The organism is Microbacterium sp. TWP3-1-2b2 (genome assembly GCF_049896145.1).
Taxonomy (GTDB): Bacteria; Actinomycetota; Actinomycetes; order Actinomycetales; family Microbacteriaceae; genus Microbacterium.
This window is the reverse complement of record NZ_JAFCTS010000001.1, coordinates 2,738,136-2,756,564: the sequence shown is the minus strand read 5'-3', so window position 1 is coordinate 2,756,564 and position 18,429 is coordinate 2,738,136. Positions and strand designations below refer to the sequence as shown.

Annotated in this window: 17 protein-coding genes; all 17 read right to left on the bottom strand. The window is 67.6% G+C overall.

The features are described from left to right. Window positions 1–26: 26 nt before the first annotated feature. A complete protein-coding gene (locus ACP7AR_RS13575) occupies window positions 27–1,226 on the bottom strand; it encodes a cytidylyltransferase domain-containing protein (protein WP_426186727.1) in 1,200 nt (399 codons plus the stop codon). Next, window positions 1,223–2,599 (bottom strand): polysialyltransferase family glycosyltransferase, encoded by a 1,377-nt coding sequence (locus ACP7AR_RS13570; RefSeq protein WP_426186724.1) that lies wholly within the window; start codon window positions 2,597–2,599, stop codon window positions 1,223–1,225. The genes ACP7AR_RS13575 and ACP7AR_RS13570 overlap by 4 nt, the downstream gene beginning before the upstream one ends. Further along, window positions 2,596–3,576: a glycosyltransferase family 2 protein gene (locus ACP7AR_RS13565; RefSeq protein ID WP_426186721.1), complete on the bottom strand. Its 981-nt coding sequence runs from the start codon at window positions 3,574–3,576 to the stop codon at window positions 2,596–2,598. Before ACP7AR_RS13565 ends, ACP7AR_RS13570 begins: the two co-directional genes overlap by 4 nt. A gap of 161 nt (window positions 3,577–3,737) precedes the next feature. Beyond that, window positions 3,738–4,118 carry a RidA family protein gene (locus ACP7AR_RS13560; RefSeq protein WP_426186718.1) on the bottom strand — a complete coding sequence of 127 codons (381 nt, stop codon included), beginning with the start codon at window positions 4,116–4,118 and terminating at the stop codon, window positions 3,738–3,740. Window positions 4,119–4,130: 12 nt separating this feature from the next. Beyond that, complete coding sequence (locus ACP7AR_RS13555; RefSeq protein WP_426186715.1) at window positions 4,131–5,255, bottom strand: alanine racemase; 1,125 nt, start codon at window positions 5,253–5,255, stop codon at window positions 4,131–4,133. A gap of 47 nt (window positions 5,256–5,302) precedes the next feature. Then, on the bottom strand, window positions 5,303–6,148 hold the full coding sequence (locus ACP7AR_RS13550) for a PIG-L deacetylase family protein (RefSeq protein ID WP_426186712.1): 846 nt from the start codon (window positions 6,146–6,148) through the stop codon (window positions 5,303–5,305). Window positions 6,149–6,193: 45 nt separating this feature from the next. Next, complete coding sequence (locus tag ACP7AR_RS13545) at window positions 6,194–7,861, bottom strand: dipeptide ABC transporter ATP-binding protein (protein WP_426186709.1); 1,668 nt, start codon at window positions 7,859–7,861, stop codon at window positions 6,194–6,196. Window position 7,862: 1 nt separating this feature from the next. Continuing rightward, window positions 7,863–8,771: an oligopeptide ABC transporter permease gene (opp4C, locus tag ACP7AR_RS13540; RefSeq protein ID WP_426186706.1), complete on the bottom strand. Its 909-nt coding sequence runs from the start codon at window positions 8,769–8,771 to the stop codon at window positions 7,863–7,865. Next, window positions 8,768–9,727: an ABC transporter permease gene (locus ACP7AR_RS13535; protein ID WP_426186703.1), complete on the bottom strand. Its 960-nt coding sequence runs from the start codon at window positions 9,725–9,727 to the stop codon at window positions 8,768–8,770. The genes opp4C and ACP7AR_RS13535 overlap by 4 nt, the downstream gene beginning before the upstream one ends. A gap of 4 nt (window positions 9,728–9,731) precedes the next feature. Continuing rightward, the gene (locus ACP7AR_RS13530; RefSeq protein WP_426186700.1) at window positions 9,732–11,336 is read right to left on the bottom strand and encodes an ABC transporter substrate-binding protein; all 1,605 of its coding nucleotides are present in this window, start codon (window positions 11,334–11,336) and stop codon (window positions 9,732–9,734) included. A gap of 62 nt (window positions 11,337–11,398) precedes the next feature. Further along, window positions 11,399–12,259, bottom strand: a complete 861-nt coding sequence (locus ACP7AR_RS13525; protein WP_426186697.1) for a fumarylacetoacetate hydrolase family protein — start codon at window positions 12,257–12,259, stop codon at window positions 11,399–11,401. A gap of 13 nt (window positions 12,260–12,272) precedes the next feature. Next, a complete protein-coding gene (locus ACP7AR_RS13520; protein WP_426186694.1) occupies window positions 12,273–12,785 on the bottom strand; it encodes a hypothetical protein in 513 nt (170 codons plus the stop codon). Next, complete coding sequence (locus ACP7AR_RS13515; RefSeq protein ID WP_426186691.1) at window positions 12,782–13,798, bottom strand: Gfo/Idh/MocA family protein; 1,017 nt, start codon at window positions 13,796–13,798, stop codon at window positions 12,782–12,784. The genes ACP7AR_RS13520 and ACP7AR_RS13515 overlap by 4 nt, the downstream gene beginning before the upstream one ends. Beyond that, window positions 13,795–15,354 carry an N-acyl-D-amino-acid deacylase family protein gene (locus tag ACP7AR_RS13510; protein ID WP_426186688.1) on the bottom strand — a complete coding sequence of 520 codons (1,560 nt, stop codon included), beginning with the start codon at window positions 15,352–15,354 and terminating at the stop codon, window positions 13,795–13,797. The genes ACP7AR_RS13515 and ACP7AR_RS13510 overlap by 4 nt, the downstream gene beginning before the upstream one ends. A 1-nt stretch (window position 15,355) precedes the next feature. After that, the gene (locus tag ACP7AR_RS13505; protein WP_426186685.1) at window positions 15,356–16,681 is read right to left on the bottom strand and encodes an aspartate aminotransferase family protein; all 1,326 of its coding nucleotides are present in this window, start codon (window positions 16,679–16,681) and stop codon (window positions 15,356–15,358) included. A gap of 45 nt (window positions 16,682–16,726) precedes the next feature. Beyond that, window positions 16,727–17,578 (bottom strand): amidohydrolase family protein, encoded by an 852-nt coding sequence (locus ACP7AR_RS13500; RefSeq protein WP_426186682.1) that lies wholly within the window; start codon window positions 17,576–17,578, stop codon window positions 16,727–16,729. Further along, window positions 17,575–18,381, bottom strand: a complete 807-nt coding sequence (locus tag ACP7AR_RS13495; protein WP_426186679.1) for an IclR family transcriptional regulator — start codon at window positions 18,379–18,381, stop codon at window positions 17,575–17,577. Before ACP7AR_RS13495 ends, ACP7AR_RS13500 begins: the two co-directional genes overlap by 4 nt. Window positions 18,382–18,429: the final 48 nt, after the last annotated feature.

The window sequence follows — 18,429 nt, the reverse complement described above, 5'->3', positions numbered from 1 at the left end:
ACTGTGAACACCACGCGAACCCGGGGTTACCGGGGTCGGTCGGCTGTCAGAACGCGCTCGATCAGCTCGCGCACAGCGCCCTGCCCGCCGGACCTCGCGAGCACGGCCCTGGCTGCGGCACGCACCTCAGGATGCGCGTTCGCGACGGCGACCGGCCACCCGACGATGCGCATGGCCGGCAGGTCGTTGACGTCATTGCCGAGGTACGCGATGTCTGCGAGGGCGATGCCGTTCTCGCCCGCCCACGCGGCGAGCGCCTCCGCCTTGTCCTCGATGCCGTGCAGCACCGGCACCCGGAGCTTGTGCGCGCGTGCCCGCACCACCGGGTTGACCTCGGTGGAGAGGATGAGCATCGGGATGCCGGCACGCCTGAGCCGCGCGACCCCCATCCCGTCCTCCCTGCTGACCCGCACCTGTTCCTCGCCGGCGGTGTCGATGAGCACGGTGTCATCGGTGTGCACGCCGTCGAAGTCGGTCACGACCGCCTTCACATCGATGCTCTCGGGCTGGTCGACGAGGGCGGCGAGAGCGGATGCCACGGCGACATGCTGCACGTCGTCGATCTCGACCGCACTCCACTCCGGAACCTCGACGATTCCGACCCGGCCGAAGAAGCGATGCCCTGCCTTCCTGAAGCCCCCCGCCCGGAACACGTAGAAGGCGCCGGTCTCGAGGTAATGCGGCTCACGGTCCTGGCGGCGGGAGCGGTGGGTGGCGTCATGGTTGATCGCCTCCGCGGCCCCGTCCTTGCCTTCCCCGGAATCGTCGCGTCGCCACAGGAAGCCGTAGGTCTCGTGTGCGGAGAACATGCTGTCGTACCGGCGCGAACGCACCTCGTCGACAGCGACGTCGATGCGGTCGCTGGGGATGAACGGCGACGTCGCCTGGATGAAGACCACGACATCGACCGTGTCCCCGGCAGACTCCAGCGCGTCGAGAGCGTGCAGCACGGCGCTCTCGGATGAGGCAGTGGCACCGGAGATCTCGGCCGGTCGACGGATGACGCGTGCCCCGGCAGCAGCGCTGAGTTCCGCGATCTCGGCATCGTCGGTGGAGACCACGACGAGGTCCACCTGCCGTGCGGCCGCTGCCGCCCGCACGGCGCGCTGGATCAGCGGGACGCCTCCGATGCGGCGGAGATTCTTGCGCGGCACGCCCTTGGACCCGCCGCGTGCCGGGATGACCGCGACGGTGAGACCGGCACGCCTCTGCTGTGATTCGGTCATAGTCCGCGCGCCACCTTCCACACTCGTGCGGCCCGTCTGCGTGCACCTCTGATCGTGAGCCGGATCTCCTCAGCCCTGCCCACTCCGCCGACCGAACGCAGTGCGCGGCGCACGATCGGCTCGGAGGGAGCACCGGGCAATCGGAGGTCGATGAGACGGTCCCTGTCGAAGTAGCGATCGCGTTCCGCAGGGTCGAGCCGTGTGAGCAGCTCCTGCGCACGAGGTCGTAGGTGGGCGGCGATCTTCGGCTGCATCGCATAGCCGACCGCGTCGATGAGCAGCTGCAGCTGCGCCGGTTCGCGATATCGGTCGTCCGCTCGTGTCAGCGCGTCGACGATCGTAGCGGGAACGCGATTGCTGTTCTCGTACGGGGTGAGCCGGCGCAGCACGGTCTGCGTGCCGGACGCCGCGATGGGACGATCGAACAGCGTCTGCACGGTCGGGAGGGCGGTGGAGAACCCTGCGACGACGCCAGCGACATCCAGGCGTTCTGCGACGAGCTCGGCCGATTCGACCCCGCGGTACTCGACGTACTCCGCCCCGTGGGCTGCGGCGCGCTGCCGAACTGCGTCGGTGACCAGCGGAGGCGCGGACGGATGCGGCTTGAAGACGATCCGCTGCGGGTTCCATGCCGCTGCACGGTCGACCATGTCGCACTGCATCGCGACTTCCTCCGAAGCCGAGACGAGGCCCAGAGCGGACAGATACTGCCCGAGCACGAGCGCGGTCGGCGTGCCGTCGGAGAGCGCGTCCAGGTTCGAGTCGGCGGCCGTGGTCTCCAGGAGGACCTTTCGGAACGCCGCCGGGGGTACCGGGATCCGCCGTGCACCTCCTCCACCGGCGGCCGCATCTCCACCGGCGGCGCCGAAGACAAGCGGTTCAACGCCGGGGACGACGTCGGCGTACACAACACGGCCGACCCTCTCGACGACCGTGCGCGGCAGCTTCACCCGCATCGGCGAGTAGGTCATCAGCCCATCGCCGATGATCGTGATGCGGGCGTTCGGGAACAGCGAGAGCAGCGTTCGCGCGGGCGCGACCTGCGGGCTCTGCACGAACAGTTCCAGGTCGTGGTCAAGCCTCCATGCGCGTGAGAGCAGGCGGTTCAGGATCGGAAGGTCCGCCGCGACAGGATGCCAGGAACTCGGATGCTGCGGCGACAGGATCTCACCGAGGGGCTCGATGCGGTCGAAGCGCGCGCACAGCGACCGGAGGTTCGGCTGCTCATGGATCGCAAGGCTCGTCTCGGGTACGCGTGCGGAGTTCACCGGCACGAGCACACGCTCCTCGCCCGCTTCGATGAGACCCTCGTCGAGAGCGGCCGCTGCCGTCGTGAGGCCGTAGGCGCTGTGAAGCACGAAGAGCTGGGTCATCTGGCGTGCCCCGCTTCGCGCAGAGTCCGTGCGAGCACCCGCCGCTTCGACCCCTCCAGGCGTTCCAGGGCATGCGCGACCTGTGTCGGAGCGAGTGTGGCGAGCAGGTCGCGGATGCTGTCGCGCATCTCCCGCCGCAAGGACGGCGTCATACGGCGGGATCGCACGATGTGGTGCGAACTCAGCGCAAGCGCCGTGCGGACCACCTTCGGCATGAAGCGCGGAGCCTCGGCATCCTGCTCCACGATCTGCACCACCTGCGCGAGCGCACGCGGAAAGTCGAGTTGGCGCCGATCGCGCACCTGGGTGAGCGAGGTCGCGATGCCGCGACGGTAGAGCATCGCGGGGGCGTCGACAGCGGCGAACGACGCGGCCTGCAGGTGCAGTCGCCAGATCCACGGGCGATCCTCGGCGGTGAAGAGCCCCTCGGGGAACGCTGCCAGGCCCTGGTCGAGGATGCGCCGGTGGAAGATCCCGGCCCACGCGTACGGGTAGTCGACCATCGTCGTGTCGTCGGCGGGGAGGATTGCGTCGCGCGGTGATGCGACGACCCCGCGCCAGGCGAGGGGGGCGCGCACGATCTTGCGCGCGGATCCGGTGACGCGCACGTGATCGGTTCGGAGGAAGTCGCATCCGAGTTCGTGCAGCCGTGAAGCGAGCACCTGCAGCCGGAGCGGCTGCATCCAATCGTCGCCGTCGATGAAGCAGAACGCCTCGCCTTCGACGTGCGCGAGCCCTTGGTTCCGTGCGCTCGCGAGCCCGACCGTTCGTGGGTTGACGAGCACCTCGGCATGAGCGAAGCGCTCCGCGAAGGTGCGCATCTGATCGCCGGTGCTGTCACTGGATCCGTCATCCACCGCGACGAGCTTCAGCGCGGCCGGATCATCGAACTGCCGCAGCAGAGTCTCGAGCGTGGTGCCGATATAGGGCGCGGCATCCTTCGCGGGAAGGATGACGGTGACGAGCGGGCGGTGCATGGGTTCGGATGCTGTCACCCGCACCTTGCCGCGGGTCAAAGCCCGGGTGAACGGGGGGTGTCTGGGTCGGCTGCGGCAGCGAGACCGAGCCTGCAGCATGAGACCCACCCGGATGGGGTCGGTCTCGTGCGGGAAACTCGGTCTCGCGCCGGCCAACGTTGCTAACTGCGGTCGTCAGGCAGAGCGACGATGGCGTCCACCTCGACGAGGAAGCCGTTCAGATCTGCCTGGACCGCCGTGCGTGCCGGGTACGGGGTGGTGAGGAACTCCTTGGAAACCTCGTTGAACTCGGCCCAATCGGCGAGATCGTTGAGGTAGACGCCCATGCGCACGGCATTGGTCATCGATGTGCCGGCCGCCGCGGCGACGGCCTCGAGGTTCGCGAACGTCTGCCGCACCTGATCCGCGAAGCTCTCGCCGACGATCTCGGTCTCAGTGTTGAACGGACCCTGCCCCGCGAGGAAGAGGAAGCCCCCGCTGACGATGCCGGATGAGTAGGTGCCCGCCGGCTCCGGAGCCGTGGGGGATGAGATCTGCTGCAAGACATTTCCTTTCTAGTAGCGGCCCAGGACGGGCCAGATGTCGACGACGACGCCGTTCTCGACGGCGAAGACGTGCGAGTGCATGTTGGTGAGACCGCAGGCATGGTTGGGGCGGATGCGGATCAACTCGCCGACCCGCTTCGGTGACGACCCGCGGAGGAAGCCGTGCTCTTCATGCCCTGTCGCGAGCACGCCCTCGCCGTCCGACACCCCGTCACTGCCCGACACGACGGTGCCGATCCGGCCGTCGCCGTGCATGGAACCGTCCGAGCTCATGGCCTTGATCCCGGCGTCGACCAGTACGGTCTCGCCACGCTCGGTGCTGATCACGCGGCTGAGCACCGTCATCGCGGTGTCGGCCGGGTCGATCGTCCCGATCGCGACCTGGTTCTCGTCACCGTAGACATAGGTGCCGGGTCGGGCTTCGGTCACTCCCGCGACGCTCGGAGCGGAACGCGCACCCGCGGTCGAGCCGACCGAGACGCTCGGGATCTCGAGCCCGTCCGAACGCATCCGCTCGGCGACCTCGGCGAGCAGCCGACCCGCTGCGGTGCCGAGCTCGGTGCGACGTTCAGGATCGGCGCCGACGCCCTGAACGTGGCCTTCGTGGGTGAAGACGCCCTCCAGCACGAGCCCCGGCGTGTGCGCCAGCCGCCATGCGATATCGAGCGCCTCGTCGGGGTCGACACCGGTTCTCCCCAACCCGGTGTCGACCTCGAGTCGGACCTCGATGGTCAGGCCCGCCGCCGCCGCGGCCTCCGCCAGCGGTTCCGCCGACGCGAGCGAGTCGACGCCGACGATCAGTCGTGCCTGTCGTGCCGCGCGCAGCGCCGTGGCGATACGGTGCGGGCCCACGGGCGGATACGCCCAGAAGACGTCCTCGAACCCGGCCACGACGAGCGCTTCGACCTCCGCGGCTGTCGCCGCCGTCAGCCCGACCGCCCCCGCCTCCAGTTGCAGGCGCCCGACCTCGGCGCACTTGCTCGTCTTCCAGTGCGGCCGCAGAGCGACATCGAAACCGTCCGCGAGCTTCGCCATCTCGGCGATGTTCCGGCGCAGCGTCGGCAGGTCGATCAGCACGGCAGGGCTCGGCAACTCTTCGGTCGGTCGGTCGATGAGGTCGTTCACGCCGGTCACGGTTCTCCTGTCTTCGGTGGATGGTTCGGGACGAAACGGCGGGTGCGCTACTTGATCGGGAACTCGCGCCGCACGTCGAACTGCGAGTACGAGATGTGACGGATGAGCGGATCCGCCGCTTCCGCGTAGTCGGTCACCGGCAGCAGTGCCCTGGTCTCGCTTCGGAAGCGCACGTACGGCTCGGCGAGGGCCACGCCGGCCGAGCGCCCGAATTCACCGTTGCTCGCCTCGATGAGCTTGCGGGCGAACGGTCCGTCGTAGCCCTGGCTGACGAAGCAGTCCATGGCCGCGATCTTGCGTCCTACGACGGAACTGATGTCGATCATCAGGTCGTTGCGCACGCCATAGGTGGACAGCGCGTCGCTGGCGAGCACCGGAAGGCCGCCCAGGAACACCTGCTTGACGTTGACCTCGTCCTTGCCGTCCAGGTTCTTCAAGAACTGCGCAGCGCGATCGAGCGCGGCGATCAGCGTCATCGTCGCGATCGTGTGCGCCGAGTTCGTCACCACTGGGTTCTGCGGGTAGTCGGCGATGATGACGTCGGGGCGGTGCTTGGCGATCATCTCGGCGACCTGGTCCACCATGTCCTCACGCACGACGCTGATGGCGTCGTCGTGGTCGAGGAACTCGATGGTGCCGATCCCGATGATGTCGGCGGCACGTCGAAGTTCGCCCTTCTTGTTCTCGATGATCTCGGCACGATCCGCGGCGATGAGGCTCTCGTCCGCATCCTCCTTGCGCCCCTCCTCCGCGTAGACGTTGGGGTGGATGCGACCACCGTGCGTGAGGATCACTGCGACGATCTCGTCACCGGCGTCGGCGTGCAGTGCAAGCGTGCCACCGCAGTTGGTGATCGTGTCTGCGGGATGTGCGTAGACGGTCATGATGCGCATTGCGTGTTTCTCCTTGTTGGGGGCGTTCTGACTGATCGGATGGTTCTAGACGGTGATGGTGGTCGTGAGATGACGCGCGCGCTGAAGCGCGGGATCGGGAATCGGTGCGGCATCGACGAGCCGGCGAGCGTACTCGGTCCGCGGGTCATTGAGCACCGACCACGCGTCGCCTTGCTCGACGATCTCGCCGTGCTGCAGGACGACGACGCTCTCGGCCAGCAGCTCGACGACCGCGAGGTCGTGACTGATGAAGAGGCACGAGAACCCGAGCCGCTGCTGCAGCTCCTGGAACACGTCGAGGACGGCGGCCTGGACGGAGACGTCGAGTGCCGACGTCGGTTCGTCCGCGATGAGCAGCTCGGGCTCGAGAGCAAGGGCCCGCGCGATGCCGATGCGCTGTCTCTGGCCTCCGGAGAGCTCGTGCGGGAAGCGCGTCATCCATGCAGACGGCAGCTCGACCTGTTCGAGGAGTTCGACGACGCGGGCACGGCGCGCGGTGCGCCCCATCGTGCGGCGGTGCGCCACGAGCGGCTCGGCGATGCACTCTCCCACTGTCATTCTCGGGTTCAGCGACGACGCGGGATCCTGGAAGACCATGCCGTAGGTCTCGCTCGCCGCGCGGGCGGCACGTCCGCGAAGTTCCTTCAACTCGACGCCGCCGAGACGGATGCTGCCGGAAGCGATGGGCGCGAGCCCCACGATGGCCTTGCCGATCGTGGACTTGCCCGAGCCGGATTCGCCGACCAGGCCGACCACCTTGCCGGCTGGCACCGAGAAGCTCACGCCGTCCACGGCGCGGAAGCCCTGCCGCCGCCACGAGCGGTTGTACTGCACGACGAGGTCGTCCACGGCGAGTGCGACGGGCGCTGCCGCGGCATCCGATTCACCCGGTGCAGGCTTCTCATGCGAGGGTCGGGGAACAGCGTCGAGCAGTCTGCGGGTGTAAGGGTGCTCGGGCGAAGCGAACAGGGCATGCGCCTCGGCCGTCTCGACGACCTTCCCCTCCTTCATCACGACGATGCGGTCGGCCATATCGGCGATGACACCCATGTCGTGAGTGATCAGCATGATCGACAGTCCGCGACTGTCGCGCAGTCCCCGCAGAAGCGCGAGGATCTCGGCCTGGATCGTGACGTCGAGCGCGGTGGTCGGCTCGTCGGCGATGATGAGGTCGGGATCGTTGACGAGGGCCATCGCGATCACGGCGCGCTGGCGCATTCCTCCCGACCATTGGTGGGGATACTGCGTCGAGCGCTCCTCCGCGTCGAGGACGCCGACCTGGGTCAGCGCCTCGACCATCCGCGCGTGCGCCTGAGTGCGGGAGGCGCGCGGATGATGGATGCGGAACGCCTCTTCGATCTGCGCACCGATGGTGGCCACGGGGTCGAGCGTGGTCATGTGGTCCTGGAAGACCATCGCGATCCGCCGGCCCCGGATGCTGCGCATCTTAGATGAGTTCAGCGTGGCGAGGTCGACCCCTTCGAAGTCGATGCCTCCGCTGACCACCCGCGCGCCCGGCGGCAGGATGCGCAATACGCTGAGCGCCGTCATGCTCTTGCCGGAGCCGGATTCGCCAACGACGCCGACGATCTCGCCAGGGCGGATCTCGAGCGCGACCTCCTCGAGGATCCGCACTGTACCGTTCGGAGTGGAGATGTCGAGCGTGAGGCCGCGCACGGCGAGCAAAGGCGCCTTCGATGTCTCGTCGGTCATGTCAGTTGTTCTTCCGGGGGTCGATGGCGTCACGGATGCCGTCGCCGATGGCCATGGCCGACAGGACGGTGATGGCGATCATGAGTCCCGGCGGCACCCACAGCCATGGCATGGATGACAGGACGGTGAGGGACTGCGCCTCGTTGAGCATGTTGCCCCAGCTGGATTGCGGCGGCTGGACCCCGGCGCCGAGGAACGACAGCGACGATTCGAGTAGGACGGCTTCTGCCACGAGCAGTGTCGCCGAGACCACGATCGGAGGAAGCACGCCGGGCACGAGGTGTCGGAAGATGATGTATCGCGTCCGCGAACCGAACGCCCGAGCGGCTTGGACGAACTCCTCCTCCCGCAGGCTGAGCACCACACTGCGGGCGATGCGCGCCGGCGACGGCCACGCCAGCCCCGCGATCACGACGATGAGCATCGGCACGCTCGGACCGATCACCCCGGCCAGCACGATGATGACGAGCACTGCGGGCACCGACAGCATGATGTCGATGACGCGACTGATGACGCCGTCCACGACTCCGCCGAACCATCCGGCTGCGACTCCGGCCAGTGTGCCGATCACGACAGCCATCAGGGCGGCCAGGAAACCGACCATGAGCGAGATCTGGCCGCCGGCGAGCAAGCGGCTGAGGACATCGCGGCCCGTCGAGTCGGTTCCGAGCAGGTGTTCGGCGGACGGAGGCTGACGCACGTTCGCCAGGTCGATCGCAGTCGGCGCATACGGGCTGATGACCGGGGCGAGCACACTCGCGATCACCGTGATCAGCAGCGCGATCACACCGATCACCGCAATCGGGTTGCGCACGAACCGGCGCAGCGCGAGTTTGTCGGGCGAGGACGCCTGCCCGTTCGAGACGAGGTTGACGGCCGACGTGGGAAGGAGGCTGGGACGCTTGATCATCGTGCAGTCCTCACTCTCGGGTCGATGATCGTGTAGGAGAGATCCGCGATCAGGTTGCAGATGAGCACGAGCAGCGCCGTGTAGAGGCCGAAGCCGATGAGGATCGGATAGTCGCGGTTCGTGAGCGCGTAGATCGCAAGCTGGCCCATGCCCGGCCAGGCGAATATCTGCTCGAGCACGACCGCGCCGGAGAAGGCGGCAGGGACCGTCATGGCGACCACGGTGATCAGCGACATGAGGCTGTTGCGCAGCGCATGTCGCAGCGCCCGCGACGGGGTCCCTCCCTTGGCGACGATGGTGCGGACGTAGTCCTTGCCGAGCTCCTCGAGCACCCCGCTGCGGACGTAGCGGATGAACGTCGCCGCGTTGGCGAGGGCGAGCAATCCCACCGGCATGATCATGTGCAGCAACAGGTCGCCGAAATCGTCGCGGCCTGTGCCGTGCATTCCGGCCGACGGGAGCACGCGCAGCTTCACCGCGAAGGTATAGATGGCGAGCATCCCAAGGAAGAAGCTCGGAACGGCGATGGCCACGACGCTGACGGTGCTGATCGTGTAGTCGGCCACGGTGTTGCGCCGCACCGCGGCGATCACGCCGGCCGGAACGGCGATGAGCAGGCCGATGACGAGTGCGCTTCCCATCAGAAGCGCCGTCGGGCCCAGCCGGTCGGCGAGGAGTTCGCCGACCGGCTGTCCGTTCGTGTAGGAGTAGCCGAGATCTCCCGTCACCAGGCCCCCGAGCCATCGCCAGAACTGCACGATGATCGGCTGGTCGAGCCCGAACCGTTCCCTGACCGCCGCGGTGTACGCCTCTCGATCCGCGCCCGACACCTCCGGCGGCACCATCATCTCGATGGGGTCGCCGGGGGCGAGGCGGACGAGGGCGAACAATCCGACAGCGATGAGCAGGAAGACGGCGACGCTCGAGGCGAGGCGTGTGACGAGAACCCTCAGCATGTGATCAGTCCGTCACCGTCCAGTCGGCGGCGTTCCAGAAGCCGTTGGCGAAGTCGCCGTGCGGCTCGAAACCCTGCAGGCGGTCGCTCGCGGCCCAGAGGGTGTCCGGCACATAGAGCCACAGGTACGGCACCAGCTTGTTGTCCAGGCGGACAGCATCCTGGTACGTCGCGGTGCGCTCAGCCTCGTCGGCCGTCACCGCGCCCTTGTTCAGCAGCGCGTCGAGCTCCGGGTCGCAGAAGAGGGAGGTGTTGCCACCGGCCGGGAACACGCGGTCGCAGAGAAGCGCATTGGCCGAGACCGTCGGATCGGGAGTGTACGTTCCGCCGCCCGAGACCATGAGGTCGTACTCCGCGTTCTCGATCATGCCGAGCTGGTTCGCACTTTCGATCTGGTTCGCGACCGCGTTGATGCCGATCGCCTTCAGGTTCTCGAGTGCGACCTCGACTGCTGCGTCACGGTCTGCCGTCCCGGGGATCCAGCTCAGCTTGAGCTCCTGGGAGAAATCGAACCCGGCCTCTTCGAGGAGGGACTTCGCCTTCTCGGGGTCGTACTCATAGGCCTCCAGGTCGTCGGGGAGCGCCCAGGGTGTCATGATCGTGCTGTTGATGACCTCGCCGTGGCCCCCGAGGACGCCGTCGATGATGCCCTGGCGATCGATGGCGTAGAGGAACGCCTGGCGGATGCGCTCATCACCGAACTTCGTGAAGTTCACGAGCAGTCGGAGGAACCCAGGCGAAGGCGCCGAGCTGACGGTGACGCCGTCGAGCCCCTCGACCGTCGTGAGATCCTGCGGTGAGATCTGCACGAGGTCGGTCTCACCGGTGGCGAGCTGGGCGGTGGCCACGTCGCTGGTGAGCATCTGGAGGTAGAGCGTGTCGATGCCGACCTCGGACCAGTAGTTCGGGTTGGCCTCGAGAACGACGTTCTCGTCGACGTTGAACTCCTTCATGACGTACGGTCCAGAGCTCACGGTCGGGAGCTTGAAGAACTCGTCCGTCATGATCGCGGCGGGCTCGACCTCGCCGAGCACGTGCTCGGGGAGGATCCCGTAACCGCTGCCGAAGAGTGCGAGGAAGCCGGGGGTCGACTCCGTCAGTGTGATCGTCACGGTCTGGTCGTCATCGGCGACGATGCCCTCGAGGCTGTCGGCAGTGCCGTCCTGGACGGCCGGATATCCCACGACTCCCGCGAACGGTGCGGCGTTGGGGCTGGCGACCTCAGGGTCGGCGAACAGGTTGTACGTGAAGATGACGTCGTCGGCCGTGATGGGCTCGCCATCGCTCCACTCGAGCCCGTCCCGCAGGTGGAACGTGTAGGTCTTGGCGTCATCGGACACGTCCCACGACTCCGCAAGACGGGGAACAGGCTCGAAGTCGGGACTCACGTTGAACAGGCCGTTGTATACCAGTGACATCGTGAGCTGCTCGGCGCCCTGCCCCGGTGCCAGCGGATTGAACTGCACCGGCTTCTGGTACAGGTACAGATTGGCCGAACTCGGGCTGTCGCCGCTCGAGCCGCCGTCGTCTGCACCGCCGCCGGTGCAGCCCGCCAATAGGACGGTGGTGATGCCGAGCGCGATTGCGCCGACGATGGTACGTGATCGCATGATTGCTCCTCGTGATCTGGTGGATGGGTGTGGATGGGTGATGCGTTCGTGATCGGGTACTGCTACTGCGAACGGCCCTCGGCCGCCACAATCGGGGTGGTCAGGGATCCGAGTCCCTGCACCTCGGCGATCATGCTGTCGCCGGGCTTGAGGAAGACGCCGGTGGTGGCGCCGACGCCGGATGGCGTGCCGGTGAGAATGACATCACCAGGGTTGAGCGTCATGAGCCGCGAGCTGAAGGAGACGAGCTCGGCGACGGTGTGCACCATGTCGGTCGAGCTGCCGCTCTGCATGACCTGGCCGTTGAGCTCGAGCGTGAGCGCGAGGTTCTGCGGATCGGGCACCTCGTCTGCGGTGACCAGGTACGGGCCCATCGGCGCCGAGCCGTCGAGCCATTTGCCCTCGAGCCAGTCGAAGAAGCCGGTCCACGCCTCACCATCGCGCTCGACGCCCAGGTCCAGGCTGCGCGCGGAGATGTCGTTGCTCGTGGCGTAGCCGAACACGTACGACAGGGCATCCTCGACGGACGCATCCTGGATGCGGCTCCCGATCACCACAGCGATCTCGACCTCCCAGTCCAGCTGGGTGGTGATCGGGTTGAGCACCACCGGCGCATCGGGGCCGGTGATCGAGGTGTCGGGCTTGAGGAAGAGTCGCGGCGTCGCCGTCTTCTTCTCGCGCGCCTGAGCGCCCGCCTCCTTGACGTGCGCCTGATAATTCGCGGCGACCGCGATCACCTTGCCCGGGGCGAGCAGCGGTGCGAGGATGCGCGCACCCTCGACCGGACGACGAGCGGTTTCGGTGGTGCCGGCGTCGCCGCGCACCACGGCCGCCAGGTCGCCGTCGCCGGTCACGACGATCTCGTCGCCCTCGACATACCCGTGCCGGGTCGTGCCCTCGTCGTCGAATGTCAGCCACTTCATGTTCTGTCCTCCATCACCAGGTGATCGTCGTCGTTCGGCCGGATCGCGCGGATTCGGCGATAGCGGAGAGTGCATCGGATGCCTCGGGCACGGGTGCATCGCCCCCGTGAGCTCCGAAAGGAACCTCGGTCCTGCCGGCAACGGTTCGCACGTCGAGCAGTGGGCGGAGCAGATCGACGAGCACTGAGCCGTGCGTGCCGACGAGGCGGATCGTCGCCCGCAGCGGCTGCTGACTCTCCCCCGCGACGACCGACAGGTGCGCGCTCACCGCGACTCCCCGGCCGGCACGGCCGAGGAAGGTCGTGGCGTCGCCGTCTGCCGTCGAATGCGCCTGCAGGTCGACGGAGGTCGGACCGGTCGCGGCGCGGATGAGTGAGATCGCCTCGGCGCCGAGCGTGCCCAGTGCATCCGGCCCGCCGACGGCGACGATGTCGAGCGCCACAGCACGCAGCAGCCCGATCTCGGCGCCGCGGACCGCGGCGAGCGCGCGGCCGAATCCGGGTCGGGTGGTCAGCGAGGCGGTCATGCCGATGCTCCGATCTCGATCGTGCGTCCTGAACGGAGCGATTCCTCCGAAGCGACGGCGATGTCGACGGCGTGGATCGCCGCGGACACGGGCGGAACGACCTCGGCCTCACCGCGCGCCGCCGCGACGAAGGCGTCGAGTTCGCGGGCGAAGGTGCGGCTCCCGGAGCCGTCCACACCCCAGGCGGTCAGCCCGGAATCTGTCCAGGCGAGGACGCCTTCCGCATCCCATGAGCGCGAGATGACGCCCTCGGTGCCGACGACGGTGAGCTCCAGGTAGCTGGCGCTGCGGGGTCGTTCACCCCGGCTGATCTCGCACACGGCGGATGCTCCACTCGCGAACCCGAGCTCCATGACGAGGTAGTCGTGGATCTCCAGCGCTTCGCTCGTGGCATGCTGCCCGACGGCGAAGACGCTCGTCGCGGGCTCGCCGATCCACCAGCTCGCCATGTCGACGAGGTGGGTGCCGTTATGAAGCGAGTGTCCTCCGGACAGCGCGGGGTTCAGCACCCACGACTGCCAGCCCGGCCAGATCCACCCGCCGTTCATCACGACGCGCACGAACTGCGGTGTACCGATATCGCCCGCGTCGATGATCTCGCGGATCGCCAGGCTCTGATCGGTGAAGCGATGGCTGTGGCCGACGGCGAGCGCGAGACCGCGTGCGGCTGCTTCGTCGGCGACTACCCGTGCTCCGTCGGGAGTCAGCGCGAGCGGTTTCTCCATCAGCAGGTGCTTGCCCGCTTCGAGAACCTGGACGCCCAGTTCCTCGTGCGTCATGTTCGGAGTGCACACGATGACGGCCTCGACAGCCTCGTCCGCGAGCAGTTCTTCGGCCGAACCGTATCCGGCGCATCGCTCGGCGTACGCCACTTCGCTGGCGCGTGCGGCATCCACATCGCACACTGCGACGAGGCGCGCGCGCGTCGACACGCGCAACGCGGCCATGTGGGACAGCGCGATGCCGCCGACTCCCACGATTCCGACGCCGAGGGGCGCTTCGTTCTCGGTCACTGCTGGCCCTTCCTGATGAGTGTTCCCGGGCGTGCCCCGGTGGGGCGGGTGGCGGCGATGACGGCAGAGCCGTTGACGTAGACGTGATCGAGTCCGACTGATGGCACTGCCGGCTGCCCGAATGTCGCCGCGGAATCGAAGGTCGCGTCATCGAAGACGACGAGGTCCGCTCGATGCCCCTCTGCGATTCCGCTGAGGAGGCCGGCGCGCGCGGCCGGCGCGGTGGACAGGCGACGGACGGCCTCGCCGATGGCTGTGCCGTGCTGCCGCATCCGTCGGTATCCGGCGGAGAAGGCCCCCCATGAGCGGGGGTGCGCGGCAGAGGAGCGGTGCGTCCGGTTCAGCGCGGTGCCGTCGGATGCGATGCTGACCCATGGCGTGGCGAGGGTCAGATCGACATCGCTCCACAGCCCGCTCTCGACCGCGACGTCCACGAGCCCCTCGTTCACGACCAGCAGATCGACCAGTCCTCGCCACGGATCACCCGCGAAATCGGTGAGATCCAGCCCGACCGCGTCGGGAGTGTTCGCGGCCTTCATGACGATGATCTGATCGAACCCGTAGCCGGCCGTCGCGAAGTGCTGCGCGATCGCCGCGGGGTCGGTCAGACAGGCCTCGATCACGGCATCCGGGCCCGCGGCCCGCAGCTGTGACGGCAGCAGTTGCGTCAGCGTGGTGTGCCCGTGCACGTACGGGTACGCGTCGGCTGCGATGTCCTTCGACTCCCGCAGCGTCTCGACGTGGGCGAGTGCCTCCGCGAAGCCTTCGCCGCCGCCGATTCCGCGCAGGTGCGAGATCTGGAGCCGAGGGCCGTCGCCGCTGACCGCATCGGCGAGCTCGTCGATCGAGCGGCGCAGCTCACCGGTGCGGTAGTCGCGCAGGTGCGCGGACAGCATCCCGTCGTGCGCGGCGACGACGCGGGCGACAGACGCGAGCTCTTCGGCGCCTGCCGACTCACCGGGGGCGTACATCAATCCGACGCTTGCGCCGACGACGCCCGCCGAGAACGCTTCCTCCAGCTCGCGCTCGAGCGCTGCCAGGTGGCTGTCGTCCAGACTCGCCGTGCTGGTGCCGCTCACGGCGAACCGGGCTGAGCCGTGTCCGACCTGGGCCGCGACGTTGGTGGCCGTTGTGCAATCGTCGAGCGCCTGCAGCCATCCGGCGACGTCGTTCCAGGTCCACTCGAGCTCCGGCGTGACATCGATCGTGCCGATCACTCGGGCAAGGCCCGCTGGGTCGCCGCCCATCGGGGCAGGGGTCATGCCGCAGTTGCCGACCACCTCGGTCGTGATGCCCTGGGTGATCCGACTCTCATTGTCCGGATAGGCGAGCAGGGTGAGGTCGGAGTGGCAGTGGATGTCGACGAATCCTGGGGCGATCACCCGTCCTGTGCAGTCGATGATCTCCGCGTCGTACCCGCCGAGGGGTCGCGCGCTCGCCGGGACGACGGCGGTGATCCGTTCCTCGGCCATGACGACGTCGCCGAGGAAGGGCTCACCGCCGAGCCCGTCGGCGACAAGGCCTCCGCGCAGCACGGTTCGGGAGATCGAGGACATGTCAGACCCCGGCCCGGGTCCCCTGGAACAGACCCTCGTGCGCCATCGCGCCGAGGACCTCCTCGGCCTGTGCGAGCGTGCGATCGATGTCGGCCTCGGTGTGCGCGAGCGAGATGTGGTTGCGCTTCAGCGACATCGGGTACATGAACGATCCCTTGTCGATCATGCGACGGTGGAACGTCGCGTAGGCCTCGTCGTCGTTGCGCAGCAGGTCGCGGTATCCGCGCACCTCTCCCTCAAGGAAGTACGGGATGAACACCGATCCGATGCCGGTGATGCGCGCGGCGATGCCGTTGTCATCGGCGATGGACTGCAGCCCTCTGCGCATCCGGTCCCCGAGCCGATACACGTGCCTGTAGAAGTCGACCTCTGGATCTTTCAGCACCTGAATGGTCGCGATGGCCGCTGCCATCGACGAGGCATTGCCGTTGAAGGTGCCCGCCAGCATCACGGTGCCACCGGCGGGCGTGAAGTTCGACATGATCTCCGCGCTGCCGGCAAGACCCGCGACCGGGAAGCCATTGCCCATCGCCTTGCCGAACGTCGTAAGGTCGGGCGTAACGCCGCAGATCTCCTGATAGCCGCCGAGCGCATGGCGGAAACCGGTGATCACCTCGTCGAAGATGAGGAGGGTGCCCTGCTCCTTGGTGATCCTGCGCAGGCCCTCGAGGAACGCCTGCTCGGGGAGCAGCGCTCCGACGTTGTGCGGAACGGGCTCGAGGATCACGGCCGCGATCTGATCCGGATGCTGCGCGAAGAGCGCCTCCACCGACCCGAGGTCGTTGAACTCGGCGATGAGCGTGTGGTCGACGGCGTCGTCGAGGATGCCGGACGAGTTGGGGTCGCGCTGCCATGCGAGATCGGGCGTCGAGATGACGTTGCGGGCGAGGGCGTCGTAAGAGCCGTGGAAGCATCCCTGGAACTTCAGGATGTACGGACGCCCTGTCGTTCCGCGGGCGAGGCGGATCGCCTGGAATGTCGCCTCCGAGCCGCTCATCGTGCTGATGACCATCTCGGCGCTGGGGATCGCGTCCACGATCAGCTGCGCCGCCTCGACCTCGAGCTCTGTCGTGCCGAGGCCGACGAGGTCGATGTCGGCGATGGCGCGCGTGACGGCGTCGTTGACGCGCTCGTCGCCGTGCCCGAGCAGGATCGCGCCGAAAGCGGCGTGGTAGTCGGTGTAGACCTTGCCGTCCATGTCGGTGATGGTTGCCCCGTGCGCGGATTTCCACGCCATCGGGGCGTCGATGCGTCGGGTGGCGGAATTCACTCCGCCGGGGATGATGCGCTCTGCCGACTCGATGAGGCGGCGGGAGACGGATGTCACGTGGTGCTCCTTGCGTTGATCGGTGTGCATCGACCGAGGGTCGGTTCAGCGTCGGGGGTCGGAGAGTTCGAGCATGGTCAGGGCGTCGCAGTGGATGATCTGCTCGATCGTGTCGTCGAGCACGTAGGGGAGGTTCCCGGCGCGGAACTGAGCGATGGAGCGGAGATTCTCGATGGCCTGCGTAGGAGTCCAGAGCGGATAGTCGGAGCCGAACACCAGCTTGTCGACCGTGCGCCACTCCTGTGCGCCGACAAGGGCGAAGAACGCGTCCATCGGTCGTGAGGGGACGCCAGAGACGTCGGCGAACACGCGCCTGTTCTTGCGCAGCACGACGTTCGTGTCGCGCTGCCAGGGGTGCCCCATGTGCGCCATCACCTGGGTCAGCTCCGGATGCCGTCGGGCGACCTCGTCGATCACCATCGGTTGACTCACCGCGAGCCTGCCGATCGGACTGGGCGTCGCGCCCATGTGCCAGAGCGCGACCATCCGATTCGAGGTCAACGTCGTGTAGAAGTCGTCGAACTCGGGATCCAGCGGGTCGAACAGCGAGAGCACCGGGTAGAGTTTCACGCCCTGGAAACCGAGCTCGACCGCCTCATCCAACTGGTCGCGCCAGTCCTCGTCGAGCGGATCGATCGAGCAGAACGGGATGGCGGGCGTCTGCATCTTCGAGACGAAGTCGGCGACGAATACGTTCGGCGTCCGCACACCGGCTTGGGATGCCGCGAGACCGAACACAACGGCGACATCGACGCCTGCTTCCCCCATCACCTGGTCGTATGACTCTGGCGTGACGACGGGATACAGGTCTCCGCCGTAGGCGCCCTGCCAGTGGTCTTCGTGCTCGTGCCCCCAGTGCTCAGGCTGCAGGCAGTGGCTGTGGACGTCGATGATCATGAAAGGGCCATCCTGGTGCGAAGCGGAGCGAGGGCGGCGTCGAACCCCGGCAGCGCGACGAGCTCGGCCGCCGCCGCGTTCAACACAGGCAGGAGGCTCTTGCGAGCCGTCTCATCGAGCTCGCCGCTGGGCGCCGATACCGACAGTGCGAGTGTCGGCGCGTCATCAGTCGGCAGCAGTACCGCCATGCACGTGACACCTCTGTTGCGCTCCTCGTCGTCGACGCTGTATCCCGTCTGGCGGATCCGCTCGAGCTCGGCGATGACCCCCTCCCGCGTCGTGATGGTCTGCGGGGTCCAGCTCGTATACGGCTCGCTCTCCGGAAGGTGCTCGTCGATCTCATCCTCCGGAAGGACCGACATGAGCAGCTTGCCGAGGCCCGTGCAGTAGGCGAAGTCGAGCATGCCGCCCGTCGCGAAACGAAGGGCGCGCTGGGGTTCGGCCACGTACAGGTGAAGCACCGATCGTCCCTCGAGCAGGCCGAGGTTGGCCGTGAACCCCACCTCATCGGCGAGCCGGGTAAGCACGGGAGCCGTGATCTCCGCCATGCTCGGCGGTCGATACCCCTCGGCGATCTCGTGGATCGCGTGACCGATCGAATACGCGGGGGGCTCTCCGAACCGGCGCACGAATCCCTGCTCTCCCATGACCTGGAGGAGGCGCACGACGGTCGACTTCGGCAGGTCCAGCTGGGTCGCGATCGAGGCCAGCGTCAGCGGCGCCGGCGCGTTGCCGAGCAGTCGCAGAATCTCCAGCGCGCGCTGCAGGCCCTGGGAGTGGTATGACGTGGCACGCTGTTCCATGTCGGCCAACGTAGCGGAGAACTCGCGACATGGAAAGGGGTTCCACGT

What these genes read in the sequence shown, in the direction of transcription:
- ACP7AR_RS13495 (WP_426186679.1), bottom strand. Translation starts at nt 18,381, where the DNA reads ATGGAACAGCGTGCCACGTCATACCACTCCCAGGGCCTGCAGCGCGCG.
- ACP7AR_RS13530 (WP_426186700.1), bottom strand. Translation starts at nt 11,336, where the DNA reads ATGCGATCACGTACCATCGTCGGCGCAATCGCGCTCGGCATCACCACC.
- ACP7AR_RS13535 (WP_426186703.1), bottom strand. Translation starts at nt 9,727, where the DNA reads ATGCTGAGGGTTCTCGTCACACGCCTCGCCTCGAGCGTCGCCGTCTTC.
- ACP7AR_RS13545 (WP_426186709.1), bottom strand. Translation starts at nt 7,861, where the DNA reads ATGACCGACGAGACATCGAAGGCGCCTTTGCTCGCCGTGCGCGGCCTC.
- opp4C (WP_426186706.1), bottom strand. Translation starts at nt 8,771, where the DNA reads ATGATCAAGCGTCCCAGCCTCCTTCCCACGTCGGCCGTCAACCTCGTC.
- ACP7AR_RS13565 (WP_426186721.1), bottom strand. Translation starts at nt 3,576, where the DNA reads ATGCACCGCCCGCTCGTCACCGTCATCCTTCCCGCGAAGGATGCCGCG.
- ACP7AR_RS13570 (WP_426186724.1), bottom strand. Translation starts at nt 2,599, where the DNA reads ATGACCCAGCTCTTCGTGCTTCACAGCGCCTACGGCCTCACGACGGCA.
- ACP7AR_RS13575 (WP_426186727.1), bottom strand. Translation starts at nt 1,226, where the DNA reads ATGACCGAATCACAGCAGAGGCGTGCCGGTCTCACCGTCGCGGTCATC.
- ACP7AR_RS13550 (WP_426186712.1), bottom strand. Translation starts at nt 6,148, where the DNA reads ATGCGCATCATGACCGTCTACGCACATCCCGCAGACACGATCACCAAC.
- ACP7AR_RS13510 (WP_426186688.1), bottom strand. Translation starts at nt 15,354, where the DNA reads ATGTCCTCGATCTCCCGAACCGTGCTGCGCGGAGGCCTTGTCGCCGAC.
- ACP7AR_RS13500 (WP_426186682.1), bottom strand. Translation starts at nt 17,578, where the DNA reads ATGATCATCGACGTCCACAGCCACTGCCTGCAGCCTGAGCACTGGGGG.
- ACP7AR_RS13525 (WP_426186697.1), bottom strand. Translation starts at nt 12,259, where the DNA reads ATGAAGTGGCTGACATTCGACGACGAGGGCACGACCCGGCACGGGTAT.
- ACP7AR_RS13520 (WP_426186694.1), bottom strand. Translation starts at nt 12,785, where the DNA reads ATGACCGCCTCGCTGACCACCCGACCCGGATTCGGCCGCGCGCTCGCC.